Below are 20,216 nucleotides of genomic sequence, written 5' to 3'. Positions count from 1 at the left end.
AGGTGAACTAGACTGCTGAAACGATTCACCACATTCCGGCACCTTAGCCGATAACGGGGCATCCTTGAAGCCCGGTCGTCGCCGGGACGGTGTAGACTCGCCGCGCTCGCACAGCCGAAACCTCATCTCTACAGGGTGCGCCCGTGAAACTCAGCGACATCGCCCGCCTGGCCCAGGTCTCGGTCACCACCGCCAGCTACGTGATCAACGGCCAGGCCGAACGCCGGCGCATCAGCCCCGCGACCGTGGCGCGCGTGCTGGCGGTGGTGGAGGAACATGGCTATCGACCCGACCAGCAGGCCGCCAGCCTGCGCAGGGGGCAGAGTCGCTGCCTGGGCTTCATCCTGCCTGACCTGGAGAATCCCAGTTATGCGCGCCTGGCCAAGCTGCTCGAGCAGAAGGCGCGCGCCGCCGGCTATCAGCTGCTGATCGCCAGCTCCGACGACGCCGCGGACAGCGAGCGCCAACTGCTCGAGCTGTTTCGCTCGCGCCGCTGCGACGCCTTGATCGTCGCCAGTTGCCTGCCGCCGGACGACCCGCTGTATCCGTCGATCGTCGCCTCCGGCCTGCCGGTGATCGCGGTGGACCGCGCGCTGTCACCCCGGCATATCCGCTCGGTGGTCAGCGATGACGAACAGGCCGGACGCACCCTGACCGCCAGCCTGCTGACGCCCCGCCCCCGGCATATCGCTCTGCTCGGTGCCCGCCCGGAACTGGTCATCAGCCAGGCGCGCGAACGGGGCTTCCATGCCGCGCTGGCCGGCTTCGACGGGCGCGTCAGCGTGTACCACGGCGAGCTGTTCAGCCGGGCCTGCGGCTACCGCCAGATGCAGGCGCTATTGGCCGACGCCGGCCCGCCCGACGCCCTGCTGAGCACCGCCTACGTCCTGCTCGAAGGCGTGTTCGACGCCCTGCGCGAGCGACACGGCGAGCAGCAGCCGGCGATACGCCTGGCGACCTTCGGTGACACCCAGTTGCTGGACTTCCTGCCGCTGCGGGTCAATGCGATGAGCCAGCAGCACGAGCGCATCGCCGAGCGCGTGCTGAGCTGGGCCCTACGGGCCGTGGAACAGGACGACTATCAGCCCGGCATCGAGGCCATCGGACGCAGCTTCAAGGCGCGTATCTGACCCCCGCTGGCAATCCCGATGGGGCGGCGGCTCGCCCCGGTACTGGCAACCTGGTCGAAAATGGTCGACCCTGAGTGAACGATGCGCCTGATCGATACCCACACCCACCTCGACTTCCCGGACTTCGACGCCGACCGCGCCGAGGTGCTCGCACGCAGCCAGGCCCTGGGCGTACAGCGCGTGGTCGTCCTCGGGGTGTACCAGAGCAACTGGCAGCGCCTGTGGCAGCTGGTCGAGTCGAACGAAGGCTTGTACGCCGCATTCGGCCTGCACCCGGTGTATCTGGACGAGCACCGCCCTGAGCACCTGGGCGAGCTGCGCGCCTGGCTGGACAGGCTGATCGGCCACCCCAGGCTGTGCGCCGTTGGCGAGTTCGGCCTGGACTACTACCTGGACCACCTCGATCGCCAGCGCCAGCAGGCCCTGTTCGAAGCCCAGTTGCACCTGGCAATCGAGTTCGAGTTACCCGTCCTGTTGCACGTACGCCGTGCGCACGCAGCGACCATCGCCACGCTCAAGCGCCTGCGTCCGGCGCGTGGCGGCATCATCCACGCCTTTGCCGGCAGCGCCGAGGAAGCACGCGAATACATCAGGCTGGGTTTTCGCCTGGGCCTGGGCGGCGCGGCGACCTGGCCGCAGGCCAATCGCCTGCGCAAGGTCGTGGCCGGGCTGCCGCTGGAGGCCATCGTGCTGGAGACCGACGCGCCGGACATGGCGCCCTCCATGCACGCCAACCAGCGCAACAGCCCGGAGCACCTTGCGGAAATCTGCAACGAGCTGGCGACATTGCGTGGCATGTCGGCCGAGGCGCTGGCGGCGGCCAGCAGCCGCAATGCGGAGGCGCTGTTCGGCTGGGGCTAGGCCACCAGGCTTGAGCCGCGATCAGGGCGACTCAAGCCCTCGGGCCGATCAGACGCGGAACGCGCCGATCAACTGCTTGAGGCGGGTGACCAGTTCGCTCAACTCGCGGCTGGCCTGCTCGGTCTGGCTCGCGCCAGCGGCGGTGCGCTCACCGGCATGGTTGATCTCGACGATGTTCTGGTCGATATCGTGCGCCACGGCGGTCTGCTGCTCGGCGGCCGCCGCGATCTGCTGGTTCTGATCGACGATCATGCCCACCGCGCCGAGAATGTTCTCCAGTGCCTGCTGCACCTTGGCCGACTCGCTGACCGTGCCATCGGCCATCTGGTGGCTGGCATTCATCGCCTTGACGGCGGCGCCGACACCGCCCTGGAGCTTGGCGATCATCGCCTCGATCTCCTCGGTGGACTGCTGGGTGCGCTTGGCCAGGTTGCGCACCTCGTCGGCGACCACCGCGAACCCGCGCCCCTGCTCTCCGGCACGCGCCGCCTCGATGGCCGCGTTGAGCGCCAGCAGGTTGGTCTGCTCGGCGATGCCCTTGATCACGTCCAGCACCTGGCTGATGGCGGCACTGTCGCTGGCCAGTTGGTCGATGACCGCCACCGACTGGTCGATTTCCCCGGCCAGGCGCTGGATAGCCCCGACCTGCGACTCGACCAGTGCCCGGCCGCTGACCGTTTCCTGGTTGACGCTCTGTGCACTGTTCACCGCAGCGGCGGCGCTACGCGCCACTTCCTGGGCCGTGGCCGACATCTGGTTCATCGCCGTGGCGACCTGCTCGATCTGCGCGCGCTGACCGGCGACGGCCTGGTTGCTCTCGCCCGACACCAGCTCGACGCGGTCGGCCTGGCCGCCCACTTCGCCGACCGTGTGGCCGACGCGCTCGATCAGGTCATGGATACGCATGACGGTCTGGTTGAACACCTGCCCCAGCTCACCCAGTTCGTCGCGACTCTGCGCCTGGAAGGTGACCGTCATGTCGCCAGCCGCCACCTTGTCCATGACCTGGCCAAGGGTCTTCAGAGTCGAGCGCGTGGACACGTAGAAACCGCTGTAGAGGTAGACGATCAGCAGGAACACCACGACCAGCGCGACCACCAGCAACACCATCTGCGCGCGGTTCTCGGTCAGGCGCTCGCTCAGCTGGCTATCGAGAAAGGCCAGCAGGCCATCGTTGAACGCGTAGGTCTTGGCCATCTGCTGGCTGACCTGCTCGTAGAACTGGGCCCAGGGCGTATCGAGACTGTCGGCGATGATCACCTGGTCCTCGAACAGCACAGCACTGTCCTTCAGGCTCTGCCGACTGGCCTCGGCCAGACCGCCCAGGCCATTCTGCGCGGCGACGCTGCCCGCCAGCGCCTCCTGCAGGTTCAGGCCATATTCGGCGTGCAGCTTCTCCAGCTGCAGCAACAGATCATCGAACTTGGTGCTGGCTGCCGAGTTGAGAAAGCCCTGCCCCAGCGAGTAGGCGCCGATGGCACGGCCCTGGCTCAGCACGTCGGTGATCTGCGGAGTGACGTTGGTGATCAGCTCGGTGATCTGGCGAACCTGGCGCTGCGGGTCCTGGCTGAGACCGGCCTGGCTGGCCACCAGCTTGATGAACACCTGCGAGGAGCCGAGCAGCTTCTCGACGATGACCGCCTTGCTCTGCAGCGACGTCTCGCCTTCCGCGCTCTTGAGATCCGCCAGCAGCTCGTCGCGCTTGCTGACGAACTCGGCCGCCTGCTCGGCATCCTGGGTGACCGGCTCCAGGCCCTGCAGCCCCGCGCTCAACGCCTGCTGCAGCTGGCCGATGCGGCTTTCCAGATCGCCCGCCTGGCCGGACTGGCCGATCATCGAGTTAATCTGCACCAGGTCATTGAGGCTTTCCAGGTCACGCCGCAGCTGCAGACTCTGGCCCAGCAGCTCGAGGCTCTCCAGTGCATTCTCGGTCCCGACGAACTGTCGGTAGGAGTCACGCACCAGATAGAAATTGGTGACCAGCATGGGCAGGAAAAACAGGACACTGATCAGACTGAACTTCATGCCGAAGCTGAGGCGATTCATCAGCGCGATGGCCGGATACAACACGGTCTTCACTAGACGTCTCCAGTTGCCATTATTGTTATGGGTGTTGCTTGAACGGCCGCTGAGCCTCTCACGGGCTGACGACGGCGTCCTGTGCAGCCCGACCTGCGGCGCGCGAATCCACGCGGCGAATACAGGCAGATAAATGTGACGCGAATCACTAAACAGGACAGGCTACCGCCCCCTTATACCCCTTATCGACCCGCCTCTCTGTAACTTAAGGTTAAACCCGCGCGACACCCCGAACCGCCTCGCAGGAAGCCTTCGAGGTTGCAGCGACCCCGGCCAACGTTCGCCAGGGCGCTCCGATCACCTCTAGATGAGCAGCACCCACACCGCGTAAGCGGCGTACCAGACCACTGCGGCGCGAATCAGCAGCTGCCACAGCTGATCCAGCGTATCCACGCCCTCCTCACCCATGACCGGGGCCGGCATCTCCCCCGCTGCACGCCCGGCCTTGATCACCAGTTGGGCGGCGGCGATGTCCCAGCTGAGCAACTCGTGCAACAGGGCACGAGTGACCGCAACGAAGTTGCCCACCAGGGCGAAGCTGGAAGCCAGCACCCGCGCCGGCAACCAGTCGAAGGCGTGTCGCAGCTGAACCGCCCGCTCGCGCAGCGCGGCCTGCTCGGCGTGCTCGGACGTCAGCGCCAGCAGCCGGTAGGCCAGCGCCGCCAGCGGACCGAGCAGCAGATACCAGAAGATCACCGCGAAGAAACTCTGGTAGGCCTGCCACAGCAAGTGCCCCTGGACCTGCTGCAGCAGCTGAGTGCCCTCTTCCGGCTGCAACGCCAGGTCACGCTCGGCGACGTGGTAGGCGGCCTGCCCATCACCGCGACGCCAGGCATCACGGAAAGGGCCTAGGGCTGCGAGCAGATCGCCACGGCCCAGGCTGTAGATCAGCACCAGCAGGTGCACCGGCAAGGCAAGCCAGCCATAGGCCAGCGGCTTGAGCACGAGCAGGACCAACCCCAGTGCCGCGACTGGCAGAAGCACCAGAAGGCCCAGGCACAGCCACGGTGCCTGCTGCAGACTGCCCTGCTGCACGCGTCGCAACTGCGCGAGCCAGGGGCCGTCCTGCTGGATGCGCAGGCGCCAGGCGGAGAACTTCTCGACCCAAAGCACCAGCAGAATGACCAGAAAACTCATCGCTACCTCTCCTCAATCCTTCAATGTGGCGTACAGGCGTGGCCAGTCGAACGCGGGGCCCGGATCGGTCTTGCGTCCCGGCGCGATGTCGCAGTGCCCACGAATGCGCTGGGTCGAGATGGCCGGGTAGGCGTCCAGCAACTGGCGCGTCAGCTCGGTCAGCCTTGCGTACTGACTGTCAGTGTAGGGCTGGTCATCGGTCCCCTCCATCTCCACACCTAGCGAAAAATCATTGCAGTTGTCCCGTCCATCGAAGCGGGAAACACCGGCATGCCAGGCGCGATCCAGGCAGGAGACGAATTGCGTCAGCGAGCCATCACGCTCGATGAAGAAATGCGCAGAGACCTGCAGGTCGGCAATTTCGGAGAAGAAGGGGTGCTCATCCGTCGCCAGGCGGTTCTGGAAGAACGCCTGCACCCTGCCGGTACCGAACTGTCCAGGCGGCAGGCTGATGTTGTGCACCACGAGCAACGAGATCTCGCCGTCGGGACGGGCGTTGAAGTTGGGTGACGGGCAATGACAAATGCCCTGAAACCAGCCGGTTGAGGGGTCGAGCTGCATGTGACACTCCTGAGCGAGCCATCACTCTAGAGCAGCCAACCCGGACGGCCAAGCGCGAGACGGCAACAGGATGTGCGCGGGACAGGAAATGTCGAATGGGTCGTGTCGCCGTCAGGCACGCCAGGACGAGGCATGCAATGCCTCACGCCGGAAGCGCGTGCCCTGAGGACAGCGCACGCATCGGCGATCGATCAGGCGTTTTTCAGCTTGCGCAGGTTGCCGATCACCGACTCCAGCGCGCGATCGAACAGCAGCGCATCGTCGAGCAGGCGAATGGCGTTGCGACGGAACTCCACGGCCAGCGAGTTGCGGCTCTTCTCCAGCACCTTCATACCGGTGCGGTTGACGAACACATACTTGCCGGTCGGTTTGATGATGGCCGCCAGCTTGCAACGCAGCTTGTGCTCCTCGTCTTCCTGGAATTCGACCCAGCTGCCCACACGCAGGCTGTCTACCTGCAGCAGCGCCTCGTCGTCGTCCGGCAACATCACTTCCGGCTCCTGTGGGCGGGTCTGCCCTGGAGCCAGCAGGATGATTTCCTCGACCACCTCGACCATCGCCGGTGCGTCCTCGACCACCGCTTCCTCGGCGGGCAACTCCAGCAGCGGCAGTTCGAGGTCACCCTCGCCGGCGTCAGCCTGCACGGCCTCGGCCTGCTCGGGCGTGACCTCGGCCTCGGCAGCAGCGCGCTTGAAGCGCTGGAAGGCCTGCACATGCAGCACTTCCAGCTGGCTGAAGAACTCGCTGGTGGAGAACGGATCGAAGGCTGCGCTGGCCATGCCTTCGCGCAAAGCCTTGAGCAGGCCCGGGACCAGCTCCAGCAGTTGCAGACGGGCTTCCGGGTCCTCATGCGGCGCAACGCTCCAGACCAGGTCATCCATGGTCTGCAGGGCAGCCTGCCACTCCGGCGATTCCACGCCGTGCTTGAGGCAGGTGAGCATCAGCACCTTGCTCCAGGCTTCCTGCAGCAAACGCACCACCACCTCGGGCAGCGTCTTGCCCAGCAGGCGCTCGTTCAATGCCTGTTCGACCTGACGGCGGGCAAGCTCGGCCTTGGCGCTGCCTTCCTCGGCATCACGGGTGCGTTGTTCGAGCAACTCGCTGCGGCGACGCTCATCGCCCGTGAAGGCCATGAAGTCAGCGAGCAACTCGGAGAAAATCGCCGGGTCATCGACGAAGTCGTTCAGCAGACGCTGCACCACCTGTTCGATCTTCTGATACAGGCTGTCGCGCTGCGCATCGTCCTGCTCGCCCCAGCCCAATGCCGCAGAGGCAATTTCGTTGAGCAGGCGACGAGCCGGATGGCTGCCACGGCTGAAGAAGGTCTTGTCCAGCACCGCGACCTTGAGCATCGGGATCTGCAGGCGGCCGATCAGCGCCTTGAGCGAATCCGGCAGGGTGCGGTCGTCGAGGATGAACTCGAACAGCATCGACACCAGGTTGATCACGTCCTCGTCGACTTCACCGACCACACGCGCCTTGCCACTCTTGGCACTGGCGCGCTCGAGCAGGTGCTCGAGCTGGTTGCGCAGGTCGAAGTCGTCGAGGTTGATCTGCGCCGGCGTGCGCTGCTGCATGTGCGAGAGCAGGCGCATCAGATCGTTGCTGGTGATGGGCAGCGCATCGGCTACCTGGGCGCGGCGCGGCATCGCGCTGCCACGCACCTGGGACAACAGGTCCTGCAGCGCGCCGAAGACCTCCTGCACGCCCTGGTCGGCCCCTTCGAGTAGCGGCATGCCTTCCTCGGCAGAGGACTGCACGTAAGTGGAGGCTGCCGGGCGCGACTGGCGGCGCGGTGGTGCGGATTTCAGCTCGGGCAATACGCCGGCACTGACCAGCGCCTGGTTGGCCTCGGCATACAGATTGTCGCAGCTGCCCAGGACGTACTTCTCGAACAGCTTGAGGATGATCAGCTTGACCTTGATCTCGACACCCAGGCCGCTGCAGGCATCGAGGAAGTATTCGCTGAGCAGGGTCGGACCGAGCGGGTTGCTCTTGTCATCCAGCTTCTTGCTGATCACCGCGTTGAGACGCGTAGTAAGATGCCCCAGCGCTGCGGCGTCACGACTCATGACCTTGGCCACCATGGCGTCCAGTGCCACGGTTTCTTCCAGTTCGTCGTTCTGCACCAGGCTGAGGCTGTCGAAGGACACCGCATCCAGGGCAGGCTGCGGCTTGCCGATCTCGTACTGGTTGAGATTGGCGAAAGACTCGAACACCTTCTGCAGGAAACCACGCTCGATGGTCTTGCGCTTGAGACGCAGGTCGCGCATGGCCTCGAAGAAGGCATTCTGCTCGGCATTGCTGGTCGCCCGATCCGCCATCTCGAAGAGGGTATCGTCGGCGTTGTCGAACAGACTCTGCAGATTCTGCTTGAGCTGTTGCGCGGCTTTGTCACGCACCTGAATCAGCGCCACGGGCAGTCTTCCTACCGGCGAAGTTGGCGATTGCTCTGCGGTGGCCTTGTTCAGGTGCACCACATTCGCGTCGGTCTTCATTCTAGTCTCCCGCAGACTGCCCGAACCCGGGCTTCCTGGTCTGCACAGCGTCAACCGAGCGTCATCCCTAACGTCAAAGGCCTGGCGTCAATAATGAAAAATGTAAAGGCATTATAGGGAGGCTGCGAGCCATACCAAGCCAATTTTTCCTACAGACATGATGCAGGTCACAGATAGCCACACGCCACCTCCAGACGGTAGCCAGTACCCGACGACCGTGGAGCCTACAGACTAACGCTGACAGCCGCGTGACGCCGCACCGGCGGTCGGGCAGAGCTCTGCTCGTCACCCGTGGATCGAAGCGATGCCCGCGAGCGCTGTAGCCCGATGCCGTCCTGCCTCTATAATCGCCCCTCGCCTACTCCGGAGCCGATCATGCCCAACCTGACCCTCGCCGACCTCAGCAGCGAAATCGAAGCCAATGTCCGCCGTGCCCTGGCCGAAGACATCGGCAGCGGGGACATCACGGCCCAGCTGATTCCGGCGGAGCGACTGGCCAGCGCCCGCGTGATCACCCGCGAAGCAGCGACCATCTGCGGCACGGCGTGGGTCGATGCGGTCTTTCGCCAGGTCGATCCGCGGGTCACGGTGCACTGGCACGTGCAGGACGGCGAGCGCGCCCAAGCCGAGCAGACCCTGTTCAGCCTGGAGGGCCCGGCACGCGCGCTGCTCAGCGGAGAACGCGCAGCTCTCAACTTCCTGCAGACCCTTTCGGCAGTGGCGACCCGCTGCAGCCACTACGCCGACCTGGTCGAAGGCTCCCGGGTGAAACTGCTGGACACCCGCAAGACCCTTCCCGGCCTGCGCCTGGCCCAGAAGTATGCGGTGACCTGCGGCGGCTGCCACAACCACCGCATCGGCCTGTATGACGCCTTCCTGATCAAGGAAAACCACATCGCCGCCTGCGGCGGCATCGCCCAGGCGGTGAACGCCGCCCACCAGATCGCCCCGGGCAAGCCGGTGGAGATAGAAGTGGAAAGCCTGGAAGAACTGCGCGAAGCCCTCGACGCGGGCGCCGACATCGTCATGCTCGACGAGCTGTCACTGGAGGACATGCGCGAAGCGGTCAAACTCACCGCCGGCCGCGCGAAACTCGAAGCCTCGGGCGGCATCACCGACAGCACCCTGCGCGTGATCGCCGAGACCGGAGTGGACTACATCTCGCTGGGGACGCTGACCAAGGATGTGAAGGCGGTGGATTTGTCGATGCGGTTGGCGCTGTGAGAAATTCTGCCCCCTATACCCACTAAGGAGCCCAAGGATGGAGCGCAACTACTGCCAGAACCTTGTGATTCTCTCCCAGTAGCACCACCATCGGCTCAACACGCGCCATCATCGGTACCCAGGCAACAGCCTGAGGCCACTTCTTCAGCACATGAGCCACGCTTGCATTGTCATTGAACTCATTCAGACGCTGCAGGGGCTGAACACGCTGCTGCATTTGTTCTGACAGAGCACTCAGCGGAACAAAAAACTCCGGTCTCTGGGCAAGATCACTGCCGCCAGCCAAGCTCTCAAAGATAAGATCTTGCTGCTGGCGAGCATCATCGGGCTTACGAGCCCCTACCCACTGCGGCCCAAACCAAGACGCAGCACGATATGCTGGCGAAGCGCTCGCCAGGCCCCGCTCATCAATATCTAACACCTGCACAAGATCGAAACGGTCCGTATTGAAGACGATCCAGGCCGGACGCCCCTGACTTACCGACCACAGACCATACGTCAACGCCCCCATTTGCAGTACCACGATCACCGAAAGATCGAGCACCAAAGTCTTCTTACCCGGTTTGTAAACCAGCAAGGTCAACAGCGGCCCGATTATCACATCCACCGATATCAGCAGGATAAAAATGGAGGTCACACCAAGCGCAATGTGTAACGGCGCGGGGTACCAGACTTCAAATACCCAGTACAGACCGCACAAGGCGAGCCCCAGGGAGCAGAGCAGATGGATAAAGAAAGCTTTGAAACGGGCACTCATCAAAAAGTCCATTGCATCAAGAGCAGAAACAAGAACGCCCCGTAAAACGGGGCGCCCCACTCATGCTATGCGCCAGATGGCATCAACACCACCCGTTGCCTGCAGCGAGATTAGCGGCAGGTAGCCGGCATGTACTTGGCATCGCCGCTGAAGGTGCAGATCCAAGCTTTGACAGGAATGTTATCCGGGGAAACGTAATCGCCAGAGCCCATTGCAGTAGAGCCCCCAGCATCGGAATAAGGAGTCAGAATCACGGTCTGACCATCGACGTCAGTGGCCTTAATGTTCTGAGCGGTGATAGTGATCACGCCAGCAGCATCAGTGTTGATCTTCTCAACGTATTGAGTTTCAACTGGGTTAGCAGAACCTTCTTCACCACAACCCCAGTCATCGCCCGTTTTTGCTGCACGCAGGCCGGCATCTGCGGATTCCTGAATAGAAGTTTTGCACACCGAACCGGCCAGAATAACTTCGGACAGCTTGGCACGTGCAGTGTAGTCCTGGTAGGCCGGCAGAGCGACGGCAGCCAGAATACCGATGATCGCAACCACGATCATCAATTCGATCAGGGTAAAGCCTTTTTGCATTTGAGCTTTCATGCATTCTCTCCTAGAAATGGATAGGTCCTGCGACCTGCAAAGCACAATGCAGTCTACGTGCCAACTTTCCACAGCCACCTTTTCTGGGCAACTGGATCACTCTTCAACTGCACATGCAAACCCAACCAAGCACTAACTGCCATTTTTTGTCACCCCACACAAGCGCGTTTGGCAGCCCTCTGGCGACTGGGTTATAAGGCAAGCATAGTTTGTGGAGCCTCTGATGAACGAAAGCGTAACCCTGTCCGGTCTGGCCAAGCAGATGGTGCTGGCCGAGCTACTGGACGAAAAAGCAGCCCAACAGGCCCAGCAGCAGGCCCAGCGCAATAAACTCTCGCTGGTCACCTATCTCGTGCAGAACAAGCTGGTCAAAAGCCGAGCCCTGGCCGAACTGGCTGCCGAGCAGTTCGGCGTGGCTTTCTTTGACCTCCACGCCATCGACAAGGAAGGGCAGCCGCGCGACCTGGTCAGCGAGAAGCTGGTACGCCAGCATCGCGTGCTGCCGCTCTGGCGACGCGGCAACAAGCTGTTCGTTGGCCTCTCTGACCCGACCAACCATCAGTCCGTGACCGATGTGCAGTTCAGCACCGGCCTCACCACCGAAGCGATTCTGGTCGAGGATGACAAGCTGGGCGACGCGATCGACAAGTTCTTCGACTCATCCACCAGTGGCATGGAGGACCTCGCCGATGTCGACCTGGACGGGCTGGATGTCGAAGCAGTGGACGACGACAAGCCTGCCGGTGACAGTGGCGCTGATGCAGATGACGCCCCGGTGGTGCGCTTCGTCAACAAGATGCTGCTGGACGCCATCAAGGGAGGCTCATCCGACCTGCACTTTGAACCTTACGAAAAAGCGTACCGGGTACGCTTCCGAACGGACGGCCTGTTACATGAAGTTGCCCGCCCGCCAATCCAACTTGCCCCACGCATCTCCGCCCGCCTGAAGGTCATGGCCGCTCTGGATATTTCCGAGCGCCGCAAGCCACAAGATGGTCGGATCAAGATGAAGATCTCCAAGACCAAGGCCATCGACTTCCGCGTCAACACACTGCCCACTCTGTGGGGCGAGAAAATCGTGATGCGGATTCTCGATCCGACCAGCGCACAGATGGGTATCGATGCCCTCGGTTATGAGGAGGATCAGAAGGAGCTATACCTTAGCGCCCTCAAGCAACCACAGGGCATGATCCTGGTGACCGGCCCCACCGGTTCGGGCAAGACCGTTTCGCTCTATACCGGCCTGAATATTCTCAATACCCCGGACGTGAACATCTCGACTGCGGAAGACCCGGTGGAGATCAACCTCGAGGGTATCAACCAGGTCAACGTCAATCCCAAGCAGGGCATGGACTTCACCCAAGCCTTGCGTGCGTTCCTGCGTCAGGACCCGGACATCATCATGGTGGGCGAGATCCGTGACCTCGACACCGCCTCAATCGCCGTCAAGGCCGCACAAACCGGACACATGGTGATGTCCACCCTGCACACCAACAGCGCGGCAGAAACCCTGACTCGCCTGCGTAACATGGGCGTGCCGTCGTTCAACATCGCCACCTCGGTCAACCTGATCATTGCCCAACGCCTGGCACGCAAGCTGTGCAGCACTTGCAAAAAAGAAGTCGACGTACCACGCGATACCCTGCTGGCCGAAGGTTTCCCCGAAGACAAGATCGGCACCTTCAAGATCTACGGCCCGGTTGGCTGCGATAATTGCAAGGGCGGCTACAAGGGTCGTGTCGGTATTTATGAAGTGGTTAAAAACACGGCCAACCTGCAGCGGATTATCATGGAGGAAGGCAACTCCATCGATATCGCCACACAGATGCGTAAAGACGGCTTTAATGATCTACGCACCTCCGCTTTGCTCAAGGCCATGCAAGGGGTTACCAGCCTTGAGGAAGTCAACCGCGTGACCAAGGATTAACCATGGCGGAAAAAGCTCTAAAAACCAGCGCATTCAAGTGGGAAGGCAAAGACAGACGCGGCGCGGTCGTCTCCGGCGTGATCAATGGGCAGAACCCTGCCCTGGTCAAGGCACAGCTGCGCAAACAGGGCATCAATCCGACCAAGGTGCGCAAGCAATCCTCCCTGTCCTTCAGCAAGGGCAAGAAGATCAAGCCCATGGATATCGCCCTGTTCACCCGACAGATGGCGACCATGATGAAGGCCGGGGTGCCACTACTGCAGTCCTTCGACATCATTGCCGAAGGTTTCGACAATCCCAACATGCAGAAGCTGGTTGACGAGATAAAGCAGGAAGTAGCAGCGGGAAACAGCTTTGCCACCTCACTGCGAAAAAAACCTGAATACTTCGATGAACTTTACTGCAACTTGGTGGAGTCGGGAGAGCAAGCCGGTGCCCTGGAAAACCTGCTGGACCGTATCGCGACCTACAAAGAGAAAACCGAGGCACTGAAAGCGAAGATCAAAAAGGCAATGAACTACCCCATTGCCGTTGTGGTAGTGGCCGTCATTGTAACCGCCATCCTACTGATTAAAGTCGTGCCACAATTTGAGCAGGTTTTCGCAAACTTTGGTGCAGAGCTGCCGGCTTTCACCCAGATGGTCATTGGCATATCTCAGTCACTGCAGGAGTGGTGGTTCATCATCCTGATCGTTATTTTTGCAGCCGCCTTCACCTTCAAAGAGTCGATGAAACGATCCCAAAAGCTGCGAGACTCGGTAGACCGGGGCGTACTCAAGCTCCCCATCGTCGGCGATATCCTGTACAAATCTGCAGTCGCACGTTTCGCTCGCACACTGTCCACTACATTTGCCGCAGGTGTCCCCCTAGTGGATGCATTGGACTCCGTGGCTGGCGCGACCGGTAACATCGTATTCAAGAATGCAACAAACAAAGTAAAGGCTGATGTCTCCACAGGCATGCAATTAAACTTCTCCATGCGCACCACTGGCACATTCCCAAGCATGGCGGTGCAAATGACAGCCATTGGTGAAGAGTCCGGCTCACTGGATGAAATGCTGGATAAAGTCGCCAGTTTTTACGAAGCAGAAGTGGACAACATGGTTGACGGCCTAACCAGCCTGATGGAACCCATCATCATGTCCGTACTGGGTGTACTGGTCGGCGGCCTGATCATCGCAATGTACCTCCCCATATTCCAACTGGGCTCCGTGGTTTAAATGCTCGTCCTTGACTTCCTGGCCAGCCATGCGCTGGCCTTTGTTTTATGTATCGCACTATTTGGTGTCCTAATCGGCAGCTTCCTCAACGTCGTGATCTACCGCCTGCCGAAGATGCTCCACCGCGACTGGCAAGCCCAGGCCCGCGAGGTGCTGGAGATACCGTCGGCACCTCAAGCAGAGACCTTCAACCTGGTGCTGCCGAACTCCTGCTGCCCTGGCTGCGGGCATGAGATTCGCCCCTGGGAGAACGTGCCGGTCATCAGCTACCTGTTCCTGCGTGGCAAATGCTCGAACTGCAAGACGCCCATCAGCAAGCGCTACCCCCTGGTGGAGCTGGCCTGCGGTGTGCTGTCCGGCTATATCGCCTGGCACTTCGGTTTCACCTGGCAGACCGGCGCCATGCTGGCACTGAGCTGGGGCCTGCTGGCGATGAGCCTGATCGACGCCGACCACCAGATCCTGCCGGACATTCTGGTACTGCCGCTGCTGTGGCTGGGCCTGATCGTCAACGGCTTCGGCCTGTTCACCAGCCTGGAAGACGCGCTCTGGGGCGCCATTGCCGGCTACCTGAGCCTGTGGTCGGTGTACTGGCTGTTCAAGCTGGTCACCGGCAAGGAAGGCATGGGCTACGGCGACTTCAAGCTCCTGGCAATGCTTGGCGCCTGGGGTGGCTGGCAGATTCTGCCGCTGACCATCCTCCTGTCTTCGCTGGTTGGCGCGGTACTTGGCGTGATCCTGCTGCGCATGCGCGGCAGCGACTCCAGCACGCCGATGCCCTTCGGGCCCTATCTGGCCATTGCCGGCTGGATCGCGCTGCTGTGGGGCGATGTGATTACCGGCAGCTACCTGAAGTTTGCCGGCTTCTAGGAATCCATACCGCCCCCCAAGATCCACACTGCATGACGCTGACTCCTGCAGGAGTCAGCTCGCCAGCGATACACACGCTCATCCGCTCGCCGGCGGGTACGCATCCACTGACTGTTCGCCTCACCCGGCAATCCCCCTTACAATCGCGCCCTTGAGCAATCACGGGACCGCATCGGCGTTATGAAACCCTGGATACTTGGCCTCACCGGCGGCATCGGCAGCGGCAAGAGCGCCGTGGCGCAAGGCTTCATCGAACGCGGCGTACATGTGGTCGATGCCGATCACGCGGCGCGCTGGGTCGTGGAGCCAGGACGACCGGCGCTGGCCAGGATCGTCGAGCATTTCGGCAACGGTGTGCTGCAGGCGAATGGCGAGCTGGACCGCGCCGCGCTGCGCAAGCTGATCTTCACCGACCCGGAGCAACGCCGCTGGCTGGAAAGCCTGCTGCACCCACTGATCGGCCAGGAAATCGTGCAGGTCCTGGCGCGCGCCGAGTCACCCTACGCCATCCTGGTGTCGCCGCTGCTGGTGGAGTCCGGCCAGCGCCATATGACGCAGCGTATTCTGGTCGTCGACACGCCCGCTGACCTGCAGGTGCAACGCACCATCGCCCGCGACCAGAGCTCCGAGGAGCAGGTACGCGCCATCATGCAGGCACAGGCCAGCCGCGAGGAGCGGCTGCGGCATGCCGACGACGTGCTGAACAACGATCGCGACCTGGCCTGGCTCGATGCGCAAGTCGAGCGTCTGCACACCTTCTATCTGACCCTGCGCGGAGGCCAATCATGACCACCACCGTTCAATGCCCCACCTGCGGCGCGCCCGTCGAATGGAAAACGGAAAGCACCTACCGCCCCTTCTGCTGCGAACGCTGCAAACTGATCGATCTGGGCGCCTGGGCTGCGGAAGAACACGCCATCCCCGGCGACAACCTGGAAGACGAGCTGTTCAGCGGCGACCTGCCGACGCGGCCGCACTGAGCAGCAACCGCCTGGCCAAGCAGCCCGTCGCTCGAAGCGGCTCCCCGCTGCCGCTCAAGGGCGCATGAAAGCGTAGTCACGCTCCTCGTCGAGGTTGTCGGCAAGAAACTGCAGCTCGTGCGCCAGCTCCTGCGCGTTGCGCGACGCCTTGTTCTGCTGCACCACCTCCGCCAGCAACGCACGCAGCACCATCAGCCGATCGAAGCCCTGCGCCTCGGCCTCACGCAGGTCGTCGCCAAGGGCGTCTCTGGCCCACTTGTAAATGCTCATGCCTAGCCTCCCATGGTTTTCCACAGCATGGCGCACGCCCCTGCCCGGGCATTGACTCGCGTCAACGCCTGGCCCGCCATTCAGGCGCTCGATGCAGCGCCATTCACTCGCCGCGATCGCCTTCCTTCCAGGGCGCCTGCAGGTAGCGACTGCGATTGAAGGTCTCCAGCCAGTCGGGATAGAACACCACCAGTGCCGTGACGATCGTGCCGTTGATGAAGGCCTCGGGAAACGCCACCAGCCACAGGTACCCGGCAAAGTCATCGAGCCACGGCGGCATCGGGTACAGGCCATCCATCCACAGCAATGCCAGACCACCGAGCAAGGTCATCAGGGTGGCCAGTGCCGCGGGAAAGAAGCCGCAGAAGAAGATGTAGACGAACAGATTGCGGGGCTGCGCGCGCTCCACCCGTATCGCGCACAGCTCGGTCACCAGCACCGGGATCAGCACCAGCAGCACGCCATTGACGCCAAGCGCGGCCAGATCCAGACGCCCCATGACCAGCAACCCCATCTGCGCTGCCAGGCCTGCCAGTATCGCCAGGGGCCAGTCCAGCAACAGGGTGACCGCCGTCATGCCGATGAAGTGGTAGGACAGCCCCGAGTCGAAATCGCGACGCACCAGCCAGAGCAGGAACAACCCCAGCATCGTGCCGAACAGCAGGTGCTGGCGGCGCAGATCGCTGAACAGCTCCAGCCAGGGCGCGCGCACCAGTGCCCAGAGCAGCGCCAGTGCATAGATCAGCCAACCGCCCAGCAATGTGCTGAACGCCAACAGCTCAGAAGCGATCATGGGGTCTCGACCTTCCTTTCCGTTCGTCGCTCGCGGGGTTTGCCAGGCAGTCTACACCGCCTCAGAACGCCTGTTCAGACACCTGGCGCATCGCCCCGTGCAACGGCTAAGCTTCGGTGATGGACGATTCCGACTACCTGCGTCTGCTCACGCATCAGGCCGAACAGGCCAACGCCTTCCTCTCCAACGCCAGGAAATGGGAGCGTGAACGCTGGGTCTGCCAGCGCCTGCTGCAGGCACTGAACGTGCGCCACCACAGCGACGACTTCAACCCGAGCGGCCAGGAACCGCCCGACGTGCTGTTTCGCGAGGCCAACTTCGAAGTGTTCTTCGTCCTCGACGAGGGGCGGCGCCTCAACGACGAATGGCGAGCCGAGCTGGAGCGCCGTCGCAGTGCCTTTTCCCTGAGCCAGCTGGTGCGCCGCGAAGCCCGCCCCAAGCGCATTCCCGCCAGCGAAATGCAGGCGCGCCTGGCTCCGACCTTGCGCAAAAAGGCACACAACTACCGCGAGCGCGGCATCGACCTGGGCGAGCTGGACCTGGTCGCGTTCGTCAGCCTCAAGCGGGCCGTGCTGGACTGCAACAGCCATTTCCCACCGCCCACCGAGTACCTGCGCCAGGGCTGGCGTTCGCTGTCGCTGGTCGGTCCGCGCTTCGCCCGCGTGCTGTTCGCCCACCCGGACGCCCCGGATTTCCTGCGCCACAACCTGGGCCGCAGCGTGCTGTTCGACATCGGTATCGGCCTGTGAGCCCGCTGCAGGAACTGCTGGCCGATGTGCCGCAAAGCGGACGCGTGCGCTGGATTGGCGTACGCCCCAAGGCACGGGAAGCCATGCTCGAAGTCGAAGCCGTCGAGGCCCGCCGTGAAGCCGGACTGACCGGCGACCACAGCCGCCCCGGACCACGCAACGCACGGCAGGTCACCCTGATCCAGTGGGAGCACCTGGCCGTGGTCGCCGCCCTGCTCGGCCGCGACACGCCACTGCCGCCGGACGAGCTACGGCGCAATATCGCGGTCGCCGGCATCAACCTGTTCAGCCTCAAGGGCCGCTATTTCCGCATCGGCCAGGCGCTCCTGCAGACCACCGGCTGGTGCCAGCCCTGCGCGCGCCTCGAGGAGCGCCTTGGCCGTGGCACCTTCCAGGCCATGCGCGGCCATGGCGGCATCACCGCACGGGTGATCGAGGGCGGCATCATTCGCCTCGACGACAGCGTGCGAGTCGAAATCCTCGACAACCTTTCTGACCCGCAGGACAACGACGCTCGCCAAGGCTGGCGGGCGCGCCTAGAATAGCCGCATTCACGCAGAGGCCCTTCCATGACCAGCCGCCTGAGCCCCGAAGACCAGCAGAAAGTCGATCAGTACCTGAGTGCGCCGCAGCATCAGGTCGAGCGTCAGCCCTTTCGCGTCTGGCGCCTGCTCACCATCGTGCTGATCGCCGTCATCGGCCTGGGCCTGCTGAGCCGCTTTCTGAGTCGACTGGTGCTATGAGCTGCCTCGCGCTCGCCCTCTCGCACTCACACCGTCTTTTTCAAAGCCTTGTGAGCACTTTCCATGTCCCATCGCATCGTGATTGTCGGCGGCGGCGCCGGCGGTTTGGAGCTGGCCACCCGCCTTGGTAGAAAACTGGGCAAGAGCGGCGCAGCCCGGATCATCCTGGTCGACGCCAACCTCACCCATATCTGGAAGCCCCTGCTGCACGAAGTGGCGGCCGGCTCGCTGAACTCCTCGGAAGACGAACTGAACTACGTGGCGCAGGCCAAGTGGAATCATTTCGAGTTCCAGCTCGGCCGCATGTCCGGTCTCGACCGCGCGGACAAGCACATCACCCTAGCCCCGACCCTGGACGATGACGGCCAGGTGCTGATGCCCGAGCGGCGCATCGCCTACGACAGCCTGGTGATCGCGGTGGGCAGCACCACCAACGACTTCGGCACGCCTGGCGCCGCCGAGCACTGCATCCTGCTGGATACCCGCGAGCAGGCCGAGCGCTTCCACCGCCGCATGCTCAGCCACTACCTGCGCGCCCACGCCAGCGAGCACGAGGATGGCTCGCAGATCAACATCGCCATCGTCGGCGCCGGGGCCACCGGGGTGGAACTGGCGGCCGAGTTGCACCATGCGGCAAAACAGCTGGCAGCCTACGGCCTGAACCGGATTCGCCCCGAAGACATGCGCATCACCCTGATCGAAGCGGGCCCGCGCGTTCTCCCGGCCCTGCCCGAGCGCATCGCCCGGCCGGTACACAAGACCCTGGAAAAACTCGGCGTTACCGTGCTGACCGGCGCCGCCGTCAGCGAAGTGACGGCCGAAGGCCTGAAGACCGCCGACGGCAACTTCATCCCCGCCAGCCTGAAGGTATGGGCCGCCGGTATCCGCGCACCGGGCTTTCTCAAGGACCTGGATGGCCTGGAGAGCAACCGTATCAACCAGCTGCAGGTACGCCCGACGCTGCAAACCACGCGGGATGACGACGTATTCGCCTTCGGTGACTGCGCCGCCTGCCCGCAACCCGGCAGCGAAGGGCGCAACGTGCCTCCGCGCGCCCAGGCCGCGCACCAGCAGGCGTCACTGCTGGCCAAGTCGCTGCGCCTGAAGATCAGCGGCCAGGCACTGCCGGAGTATCGCTATCGTGACTACGGCTCGCTGATTTCGCTGTCGAGCTTCTCCGCCGTGGGCAATCTGATGGGCAACCTCACCGGAAGCGTGATGCTGGAAGGCTGGCTGGCGCGCGTGTTCTACGTATCGCTGTATCGCATGCACCAGATGGCGCTGTACGGCGTGCCGCGCACGCTGCTGCTGATGCTCAGCGACCGCATCGGCCGCAGCACCGAGCCGCGCCTGAAACTGCACTGACAGCGGCCGCGGAGCGGCCTTCTGATGACCCTCTCCCATTTATGGGAGAGGGTGCCCGCAGGGCGGGAGAGGGCAAAACCGGCGTCCACATACCCCGCTTACACCCTCCCCCACCTCCTCTCCGCAAGCGCGAGAGGAGAGACAAGCGAGCGACCACGCCGCAAACCCGAACGCCAGACACGAAAAAGCCCGCGCTAGGCGGGCTTCTTCGAATGGTGGTGGGTCGTGTAGGATTCGAACCTACGACCAATTGGTTAAAAGCCAACTGCTCTACCAACTGAGCTAACGACCCAAATATGGTCGGGGTAGGGGGATTCGAACTCCCGACATCTTGCTCCCAAAGCAAGCGCGCTACCGGACTGCGCTATACCCCGATTGGAATTTGGCTCCGCGACCTGGACTCGAACCAGGGACCCAATGATTAACAGTCATTTGCTCTACCGACTGAGCTAT

General features: G+C 62.9%; 20 protein-coding genes, 2 tRNA genes and 1 pseudogene. 12 read left to right on the top strand and 11 right to left on the bottom strand.

All coding sequences use genetic code 11. The features are described 5' to 3' along the window. Positions 1-143: 143 nt before the first annotated feature. Both cra and E4487_RS06395 read left to right on the top strand, forming a co-directional pair. The gene (gene cra / locus E4487_RS06400; protein ID WP_175252969.1) at positions 144-1,130 is read left to right on the top strand and encodes a catabolite repressor/activator; all 987 of its coding nucleotides are present in this window, start codon (positions 144-146) and stop codon (positions 1,128-1,130) included. A gap of 81 nt (positions 1,131-1,211) precedes the next feature. Then, the gene (locus tag E4487_RS06395) at positions 1,212-1,991 is read left to right on the top strand and encodes a TatD family hydrolase (protein ID WP_175252968.1); all 780 of its coding nucleotides are present in this window, start codon (positions 1,212-1,214) and stop codon (positions 1,989-1,991) included. A 48-nt stretch (positions 1,992-2,039) separates the two neighbouring features. Here the strand turns inward: E4487_RS06395 and E4487_RS24825 are convergent, their stop codons facing one another. The 5 genes and pseudogenes from E4487_RS24825 to E4487_RS06375 form a co-directional block, all read right to left on the bottom strand. Then, positions 2,040-2,744, bottom strand: coding sequence for a methyl-accepting chemotaxis protein (locus E4487_RS24825; RefSeq protein WP_373921507.1), 705 nt, complete (start codon positions 2,742-2,744; stop codon positions 2,040-2,042). A 150-nt stretch (positions 2,745-2,894) separates the two neighbouring features. Beyond that, positions 2,895-3,101, bottom strand: a pseudogene (locus E4487_RS24820) (HAMP domain-containing protein); the annotation flags it as partial. A 1,272-nt stretch (positions 3,102-4,373) separates the two neighbouring features. Beyond that, the gene (gene ampE / locus E4487_RS06385) at positions 4,374-5,207 is read right to left on the bottom strand and encodes a regulatory signaling modulator protein AmpE (protein WP_047592421.1); all 834 of its coding nucleotides are present in this window, start codon (positions 5,205-5,207) and stop codon (positions 4,374-4,376) included. 12 nt (positions 5,208-5,219) lie between these two features. Continuing rightward, complete coding sequence (gene ampD, locus E4487_RS06380) at positions 5,220-5,768, bottom strand: 1,6-anhydro-N-acetylmuramyl-L-alanine amidase AmpD (protein ID WP_175252967.1); 549 nt, start codon at positions 5,766-5,768, stop codon at positions 5,220-5,222. Positions 5,769-5,959: 191 nt separating this feature from the next. Beyond that, entirely contained in the window at positions 5,960-8,266 is a 2,307-nt protein-coding gene (locus E4487_RS06375; protein ID WP_150608078.1) for a DUF1631 domain-containing protein, read from the bottom strand. Positions 8,267-8,641: 375 nt separating this feature from the next. On the opposite strand from E4487_RS06375, the gene nadC reads away from it, so the two are divergent. Beyond that, positions 8,642-9,490 carry a carboxylating nicotinate-nucleotide diphosphorylase gene (nadC, locus tag E4487_RS06370; protein ID WP_175252966.1) on the top strand — a complete coding sequence of 283 codons (849 nt, stop codon included), beginning with the start codon at positions 8,642-8,644 and terminating at the stop codon, positions 9,488-9,490. Positions 9,491-9,512: 22 nt separating this feature from the next. Here the strand turns inward: nadC and tfpZ are convergent, their stop codons facing one another. Together tfpZ and E4487_RS06360 are read right to left on the bottom strand one after the other, a co-directional pair. Then, positions 9,513-10,247: a TfpX/TfpZ family type IV pilin accessory protein gene (gene tfpZ, locus E4487_RS06365; protein ID WP_175252965.1), complete on the bottom strand. Its 735-nt coding sequence runs from the start codon at positions 10,245-10,247 to the stop codon at positions 9,513-9,515. Positions 10,248-10,357: 110 nt separating this feature from the next. Further along, on the bottom strand, positions 10,358-10,846 hold the full coding sequence (locus tag E4487_RS06360) for a pilin (RefSeq protein ID WP_218952867.1): 489 nt from the start codon (positions 10,844-10,846) through the stop codon (positions 10,358-10,360). Positions 10,847-11,069: 223 nt separating this feature from the next. Here E4487_RS06360 and pilB point away from each other — a divergent pair, with 223 nt between their 5' ends. The 5 genes from pilB to yacG all read left to right on the top strand — a co-directional run bounded on the left by pilB (position 11,070) and on the right by yacG (position 15,843). Continuing rightward, on the top strand, positions 11,070-12,773 hold the full coding sequence (pilB, locus tag E4487_RS06355; RefSeq protein WP_175252964.1) for a type IV-A pilus assembly ATPase PilB: 1,704 nt from the start codon (positions 11,070-11,072) through the stop codon (positions 12,771-12,773). A gap of 2 nt (positions 12,774-12,775) precedes the next feature. Continuing rightward, entirely contained in the window at positions 12,776-13,993 is a 1,218-nt protein-coding gene (locus E4487_RS06350; RefSeq protein WP_218952866.1) for a type II secretion system F family protein, read from the top strand. Continuing rightward, on the top strand, positions 13,994-14,863 hold the full coding sequence (locus E4487_RS06345) for an A24 family peptidase (protein ID WP_175252963.1): 870 nt from the start codon (positions 13,994-13,996) through the stop codon (positions 14,861-14,863). 180 nt (positions 14,864-15,043) lie between these two features. Continuing rightward, positions 15,044-15,652, top strand: a complete 609-nt coding sequence (gene coaE / locus E4487_RS06340; protein ID WP_175252962.1) for a dephospho-CoA kinase — start codon at positions 15,044-15,046, stop codon at positions 15,650-15,652. Continuing rightward, the gene (yacG, locus tag E4487_RS06335) at positions 15,649-15,843 is read left to right on the top strand and encodes a DNA gyrase inhibitor YacG (RefSeq protein WP_175252961.1); all 195 of its coding nucleotides are present in this window, start codon (positions 15,649-15,651) and stop codon (positions 15,841-15,843) included. Before coaE ends, yacG begins: the two co-directional genes overlap by 4 nt. Before the next feature lie 54 nt (positions 15,844-15,897). Here the strand turns inward: yacG and E4487_RS06330 are convergent, their stop codons facing one another. Beyond that, positions 15,898-16,113 (bottom strand): hypothetical protein, encoded by a 216-nt coding sequence (locus E4487_RS06330; protein WP_175252960.1) that lies wholly within the window; start codon positions 16,111-16,113, stop codon positions 15,898-15,900. Positions 16,114-16,216: 103 nt separating this feature from the next. Next, on the bottom strand, positions 16,217-16,906 hold the full coding sequence (locus tag E4487_RS06325; protein ID WP_037046222.1) for an energy-coupling factor ABC transporter permease: 690 nt from the start codon (positions 16,904-16,906) through the stop codon (positions 16,217-16,219). Positions 16,907-17,025: 119 nt separating this feature from the next. Here E4487_RS06325 and E4487_RS06320 point away from each other — a divergent pair, with 119 nt between their 5' ends. The 4 genes from E4487_RS06320 (at position 17,026) to E4487_RS06305 (ending at position 19,763) form a co-directional block, all read left to right on the top strand. Continuing rightward, complete coding sequence (locus tag E4487_RS06320; protein ID WP_037046220.1) at positions 17,026-17,655, top strand: DUF1780 domain-containing protein; 630 nt, start codon at positions 17,026-17,028, stop codon at positions 17,653-17,655. Beyond that, positions 17,652-18,200: an MOSC domain-containing protein gene (locus E4487_RS06315; RefSeq protein ID WP_037046217.1), complete on the top strand. Its 549-nt coding sequence runs from the start codon at positions 17,652-17,654 to the stop codon at positions 18,198-18,200. Before E4487_RS06320 ends, E4487_RS06315 begins: the two co-directional genes overlap by 4 nt. 24 nt (positions 18,201-18,224) lie before the next feature. Next, entirely contained in the window at positions 18,225-18,398 is a 174-nt protein-coding gene (locus tag E4487_RS06310; RefSeq protein ID WP_037046215.1) for a DUF3094 domain-containing protein, read from the top strand. 63 nt (positions 18,399-18,461) lie between these two features. Next, entirely contained in the window at positions 18,462-19,763 is a 1,302-nt protein-coding gene (locus E4487_RS06305; RefSeq protein ID WP_037046213.1) for an NAD(P)/FAD-dependent oxidoreductase, read from the top strand. 216 nt (positions 19,764-19,979) lie between these two features. On the opposite strand, the gene E4487_RS06300 is transcribed toward E4487_RS06305, so the two are convergent. After that, positions 19,980-20,055 (bottom strand) — tRNA-Lys (locus E4487_RS06300). A gap of 5 nt (positions 20,056-20,060) precedes the next feature. Beyond that, a tRNA-Pro gene (locus E4487_RS06295) sits at positions 20,061-20,137 on the bottom strand. Positions 20,138-20,216 lie beyond the last annotated feature (79 nt).

It is taken from the genome of Pseudomonas sp. BMW13, assembly GCF_013357275.1.
In the GTDB taxonomy this organism is placed as follows: domain Bacteria; phylum Pseudomonadota; class Gammaproteobacteria; order Pseudomonadales; family Pseudomonadaceae; genus Aquipseudomonas; species Aquipseudomonas khazarica.
Note: the sequence above shows the minus strand (reverse complement) of the source record. Positions and strands in the feature narration are given on the sequence as shown.

Coding starts and splice junctions, on each gene's coding strand:
- E4487_RS06395 (WP_175252968.1), top strand. CDS start 1,212: ATGCGCCTGATCGATACCCACACCCACCTCGACTTCCCGGACTTCGAC.
- E4487_RS24825 (WP_373921507.1), bottom strand. CDS start 2,744: ATGTCGGCCACGGCCCAGGAAGTGGCGCGTAGCGCCGCCGCTGCGGTG.
- ampE (WP_047592421.1), bottom strand. CDS start 5,207: ATGAGTTTTCTGGTCATTCTGCTGGTGCTTTGGGTCGAGAAGTTCTCC.
- ampD (WP_175252967.1), bottom strand. CDS start 5,768: ATGCAGCTCGACCCCTCAACCGGCTGGTTTCAGGGCATTTGTCATTGC.
- E4487_RS06375 (WP_150608078.1), bottom strand. CDS start 8,266: ATGAAGACCGACGCGAATGTGGTGCACCTGAACAAGGCCACCGCAGAG.
- nadC (WP_175252966.1), top strand. CDS start 8,642: ATGCCCAACCTGACCCTCGCCGACCTCAGCAGCGAAATCGAAGCCAAT.
- tfpZ (WP_175252965.1), bottom strand. CDS start 10,247: ATGAGTGCCCGTTTCAAAGCTTTCTTTATCCATCTGCTCTGCTCCCTG.
- E4487_RS06360 (WP_218952867.1), bottom strand. CDS start 10,846: ATGAAAGCTCAAATGCAAAAAGGCTTTACCCTGATCGAATTGATGATC.
- pilB (WP_175252964.1), top strand. CDS start 11,070: ATGAACGAAAGCGTAACCCTGTCCGGTCTGGCCAAGCAGATGGTGCTG.
- E4487_RS06350 (WP_218952866.1), top strand. CDS start 12,776: ATGGCGGAAAAAGCTCTAAAAACCAGCGCATTCAAGTGGGAAGGCAAA.
- E4487_RS06345 (WP_175252963.1), top strand. CDS start 13,994: ATGCTCGTCCTTGACTTCCTGGCCAGCCATGCGCTGGCCTTTGTTTTA.
- coaE (WP_175252962.1), top strand. CDS start 15,044: ATGAAACCCTGGATACTTGGCCTCACCGGCGGCATCGGCAGCGGCAAG.
- yacG (WP_175252961.1), top strand. CDS start 15,649: ATGACCACCACCGTTCAATGCCCCACCTGCGGCGCGCCCGTCGAATGG.
- E4487_RS06330 (WP_175252960.1), bottom strand. CDS start 16,113: ATGAGCATTTACAAGTGGGCCAGAGACGCCCTTGGCGACGACCTGCGT.
- E4487_RS06325 (WP_037046222.1), bottom strand. CDS start 16,906: ATGATCGCTTCTGAGCTGTTGGCGTTCAGCACATTGCTGGGCGGTTGG.
- E4487_RS06320 (WP_037046220.1), top strand. CDS start 17,026: ATGGACGATTCCGACTACCTGCGTCTGCTCACGCATCAGGCCGAACAG.
- E4487_RS06310 (WP_037046215.1), top strand. CDS start 18,225: ATGACCAGCCGCCTGAGCCCCGAAGACCAGCAGAAAGTCGATCAGTAC.
- E4487_RS06305 (WP_037046213.1), top strand. CDS start 18,462: ATGTCCCATCGCATCGTGATTGTCGGCGGCGGCGCCGGCGGTTTGGAG.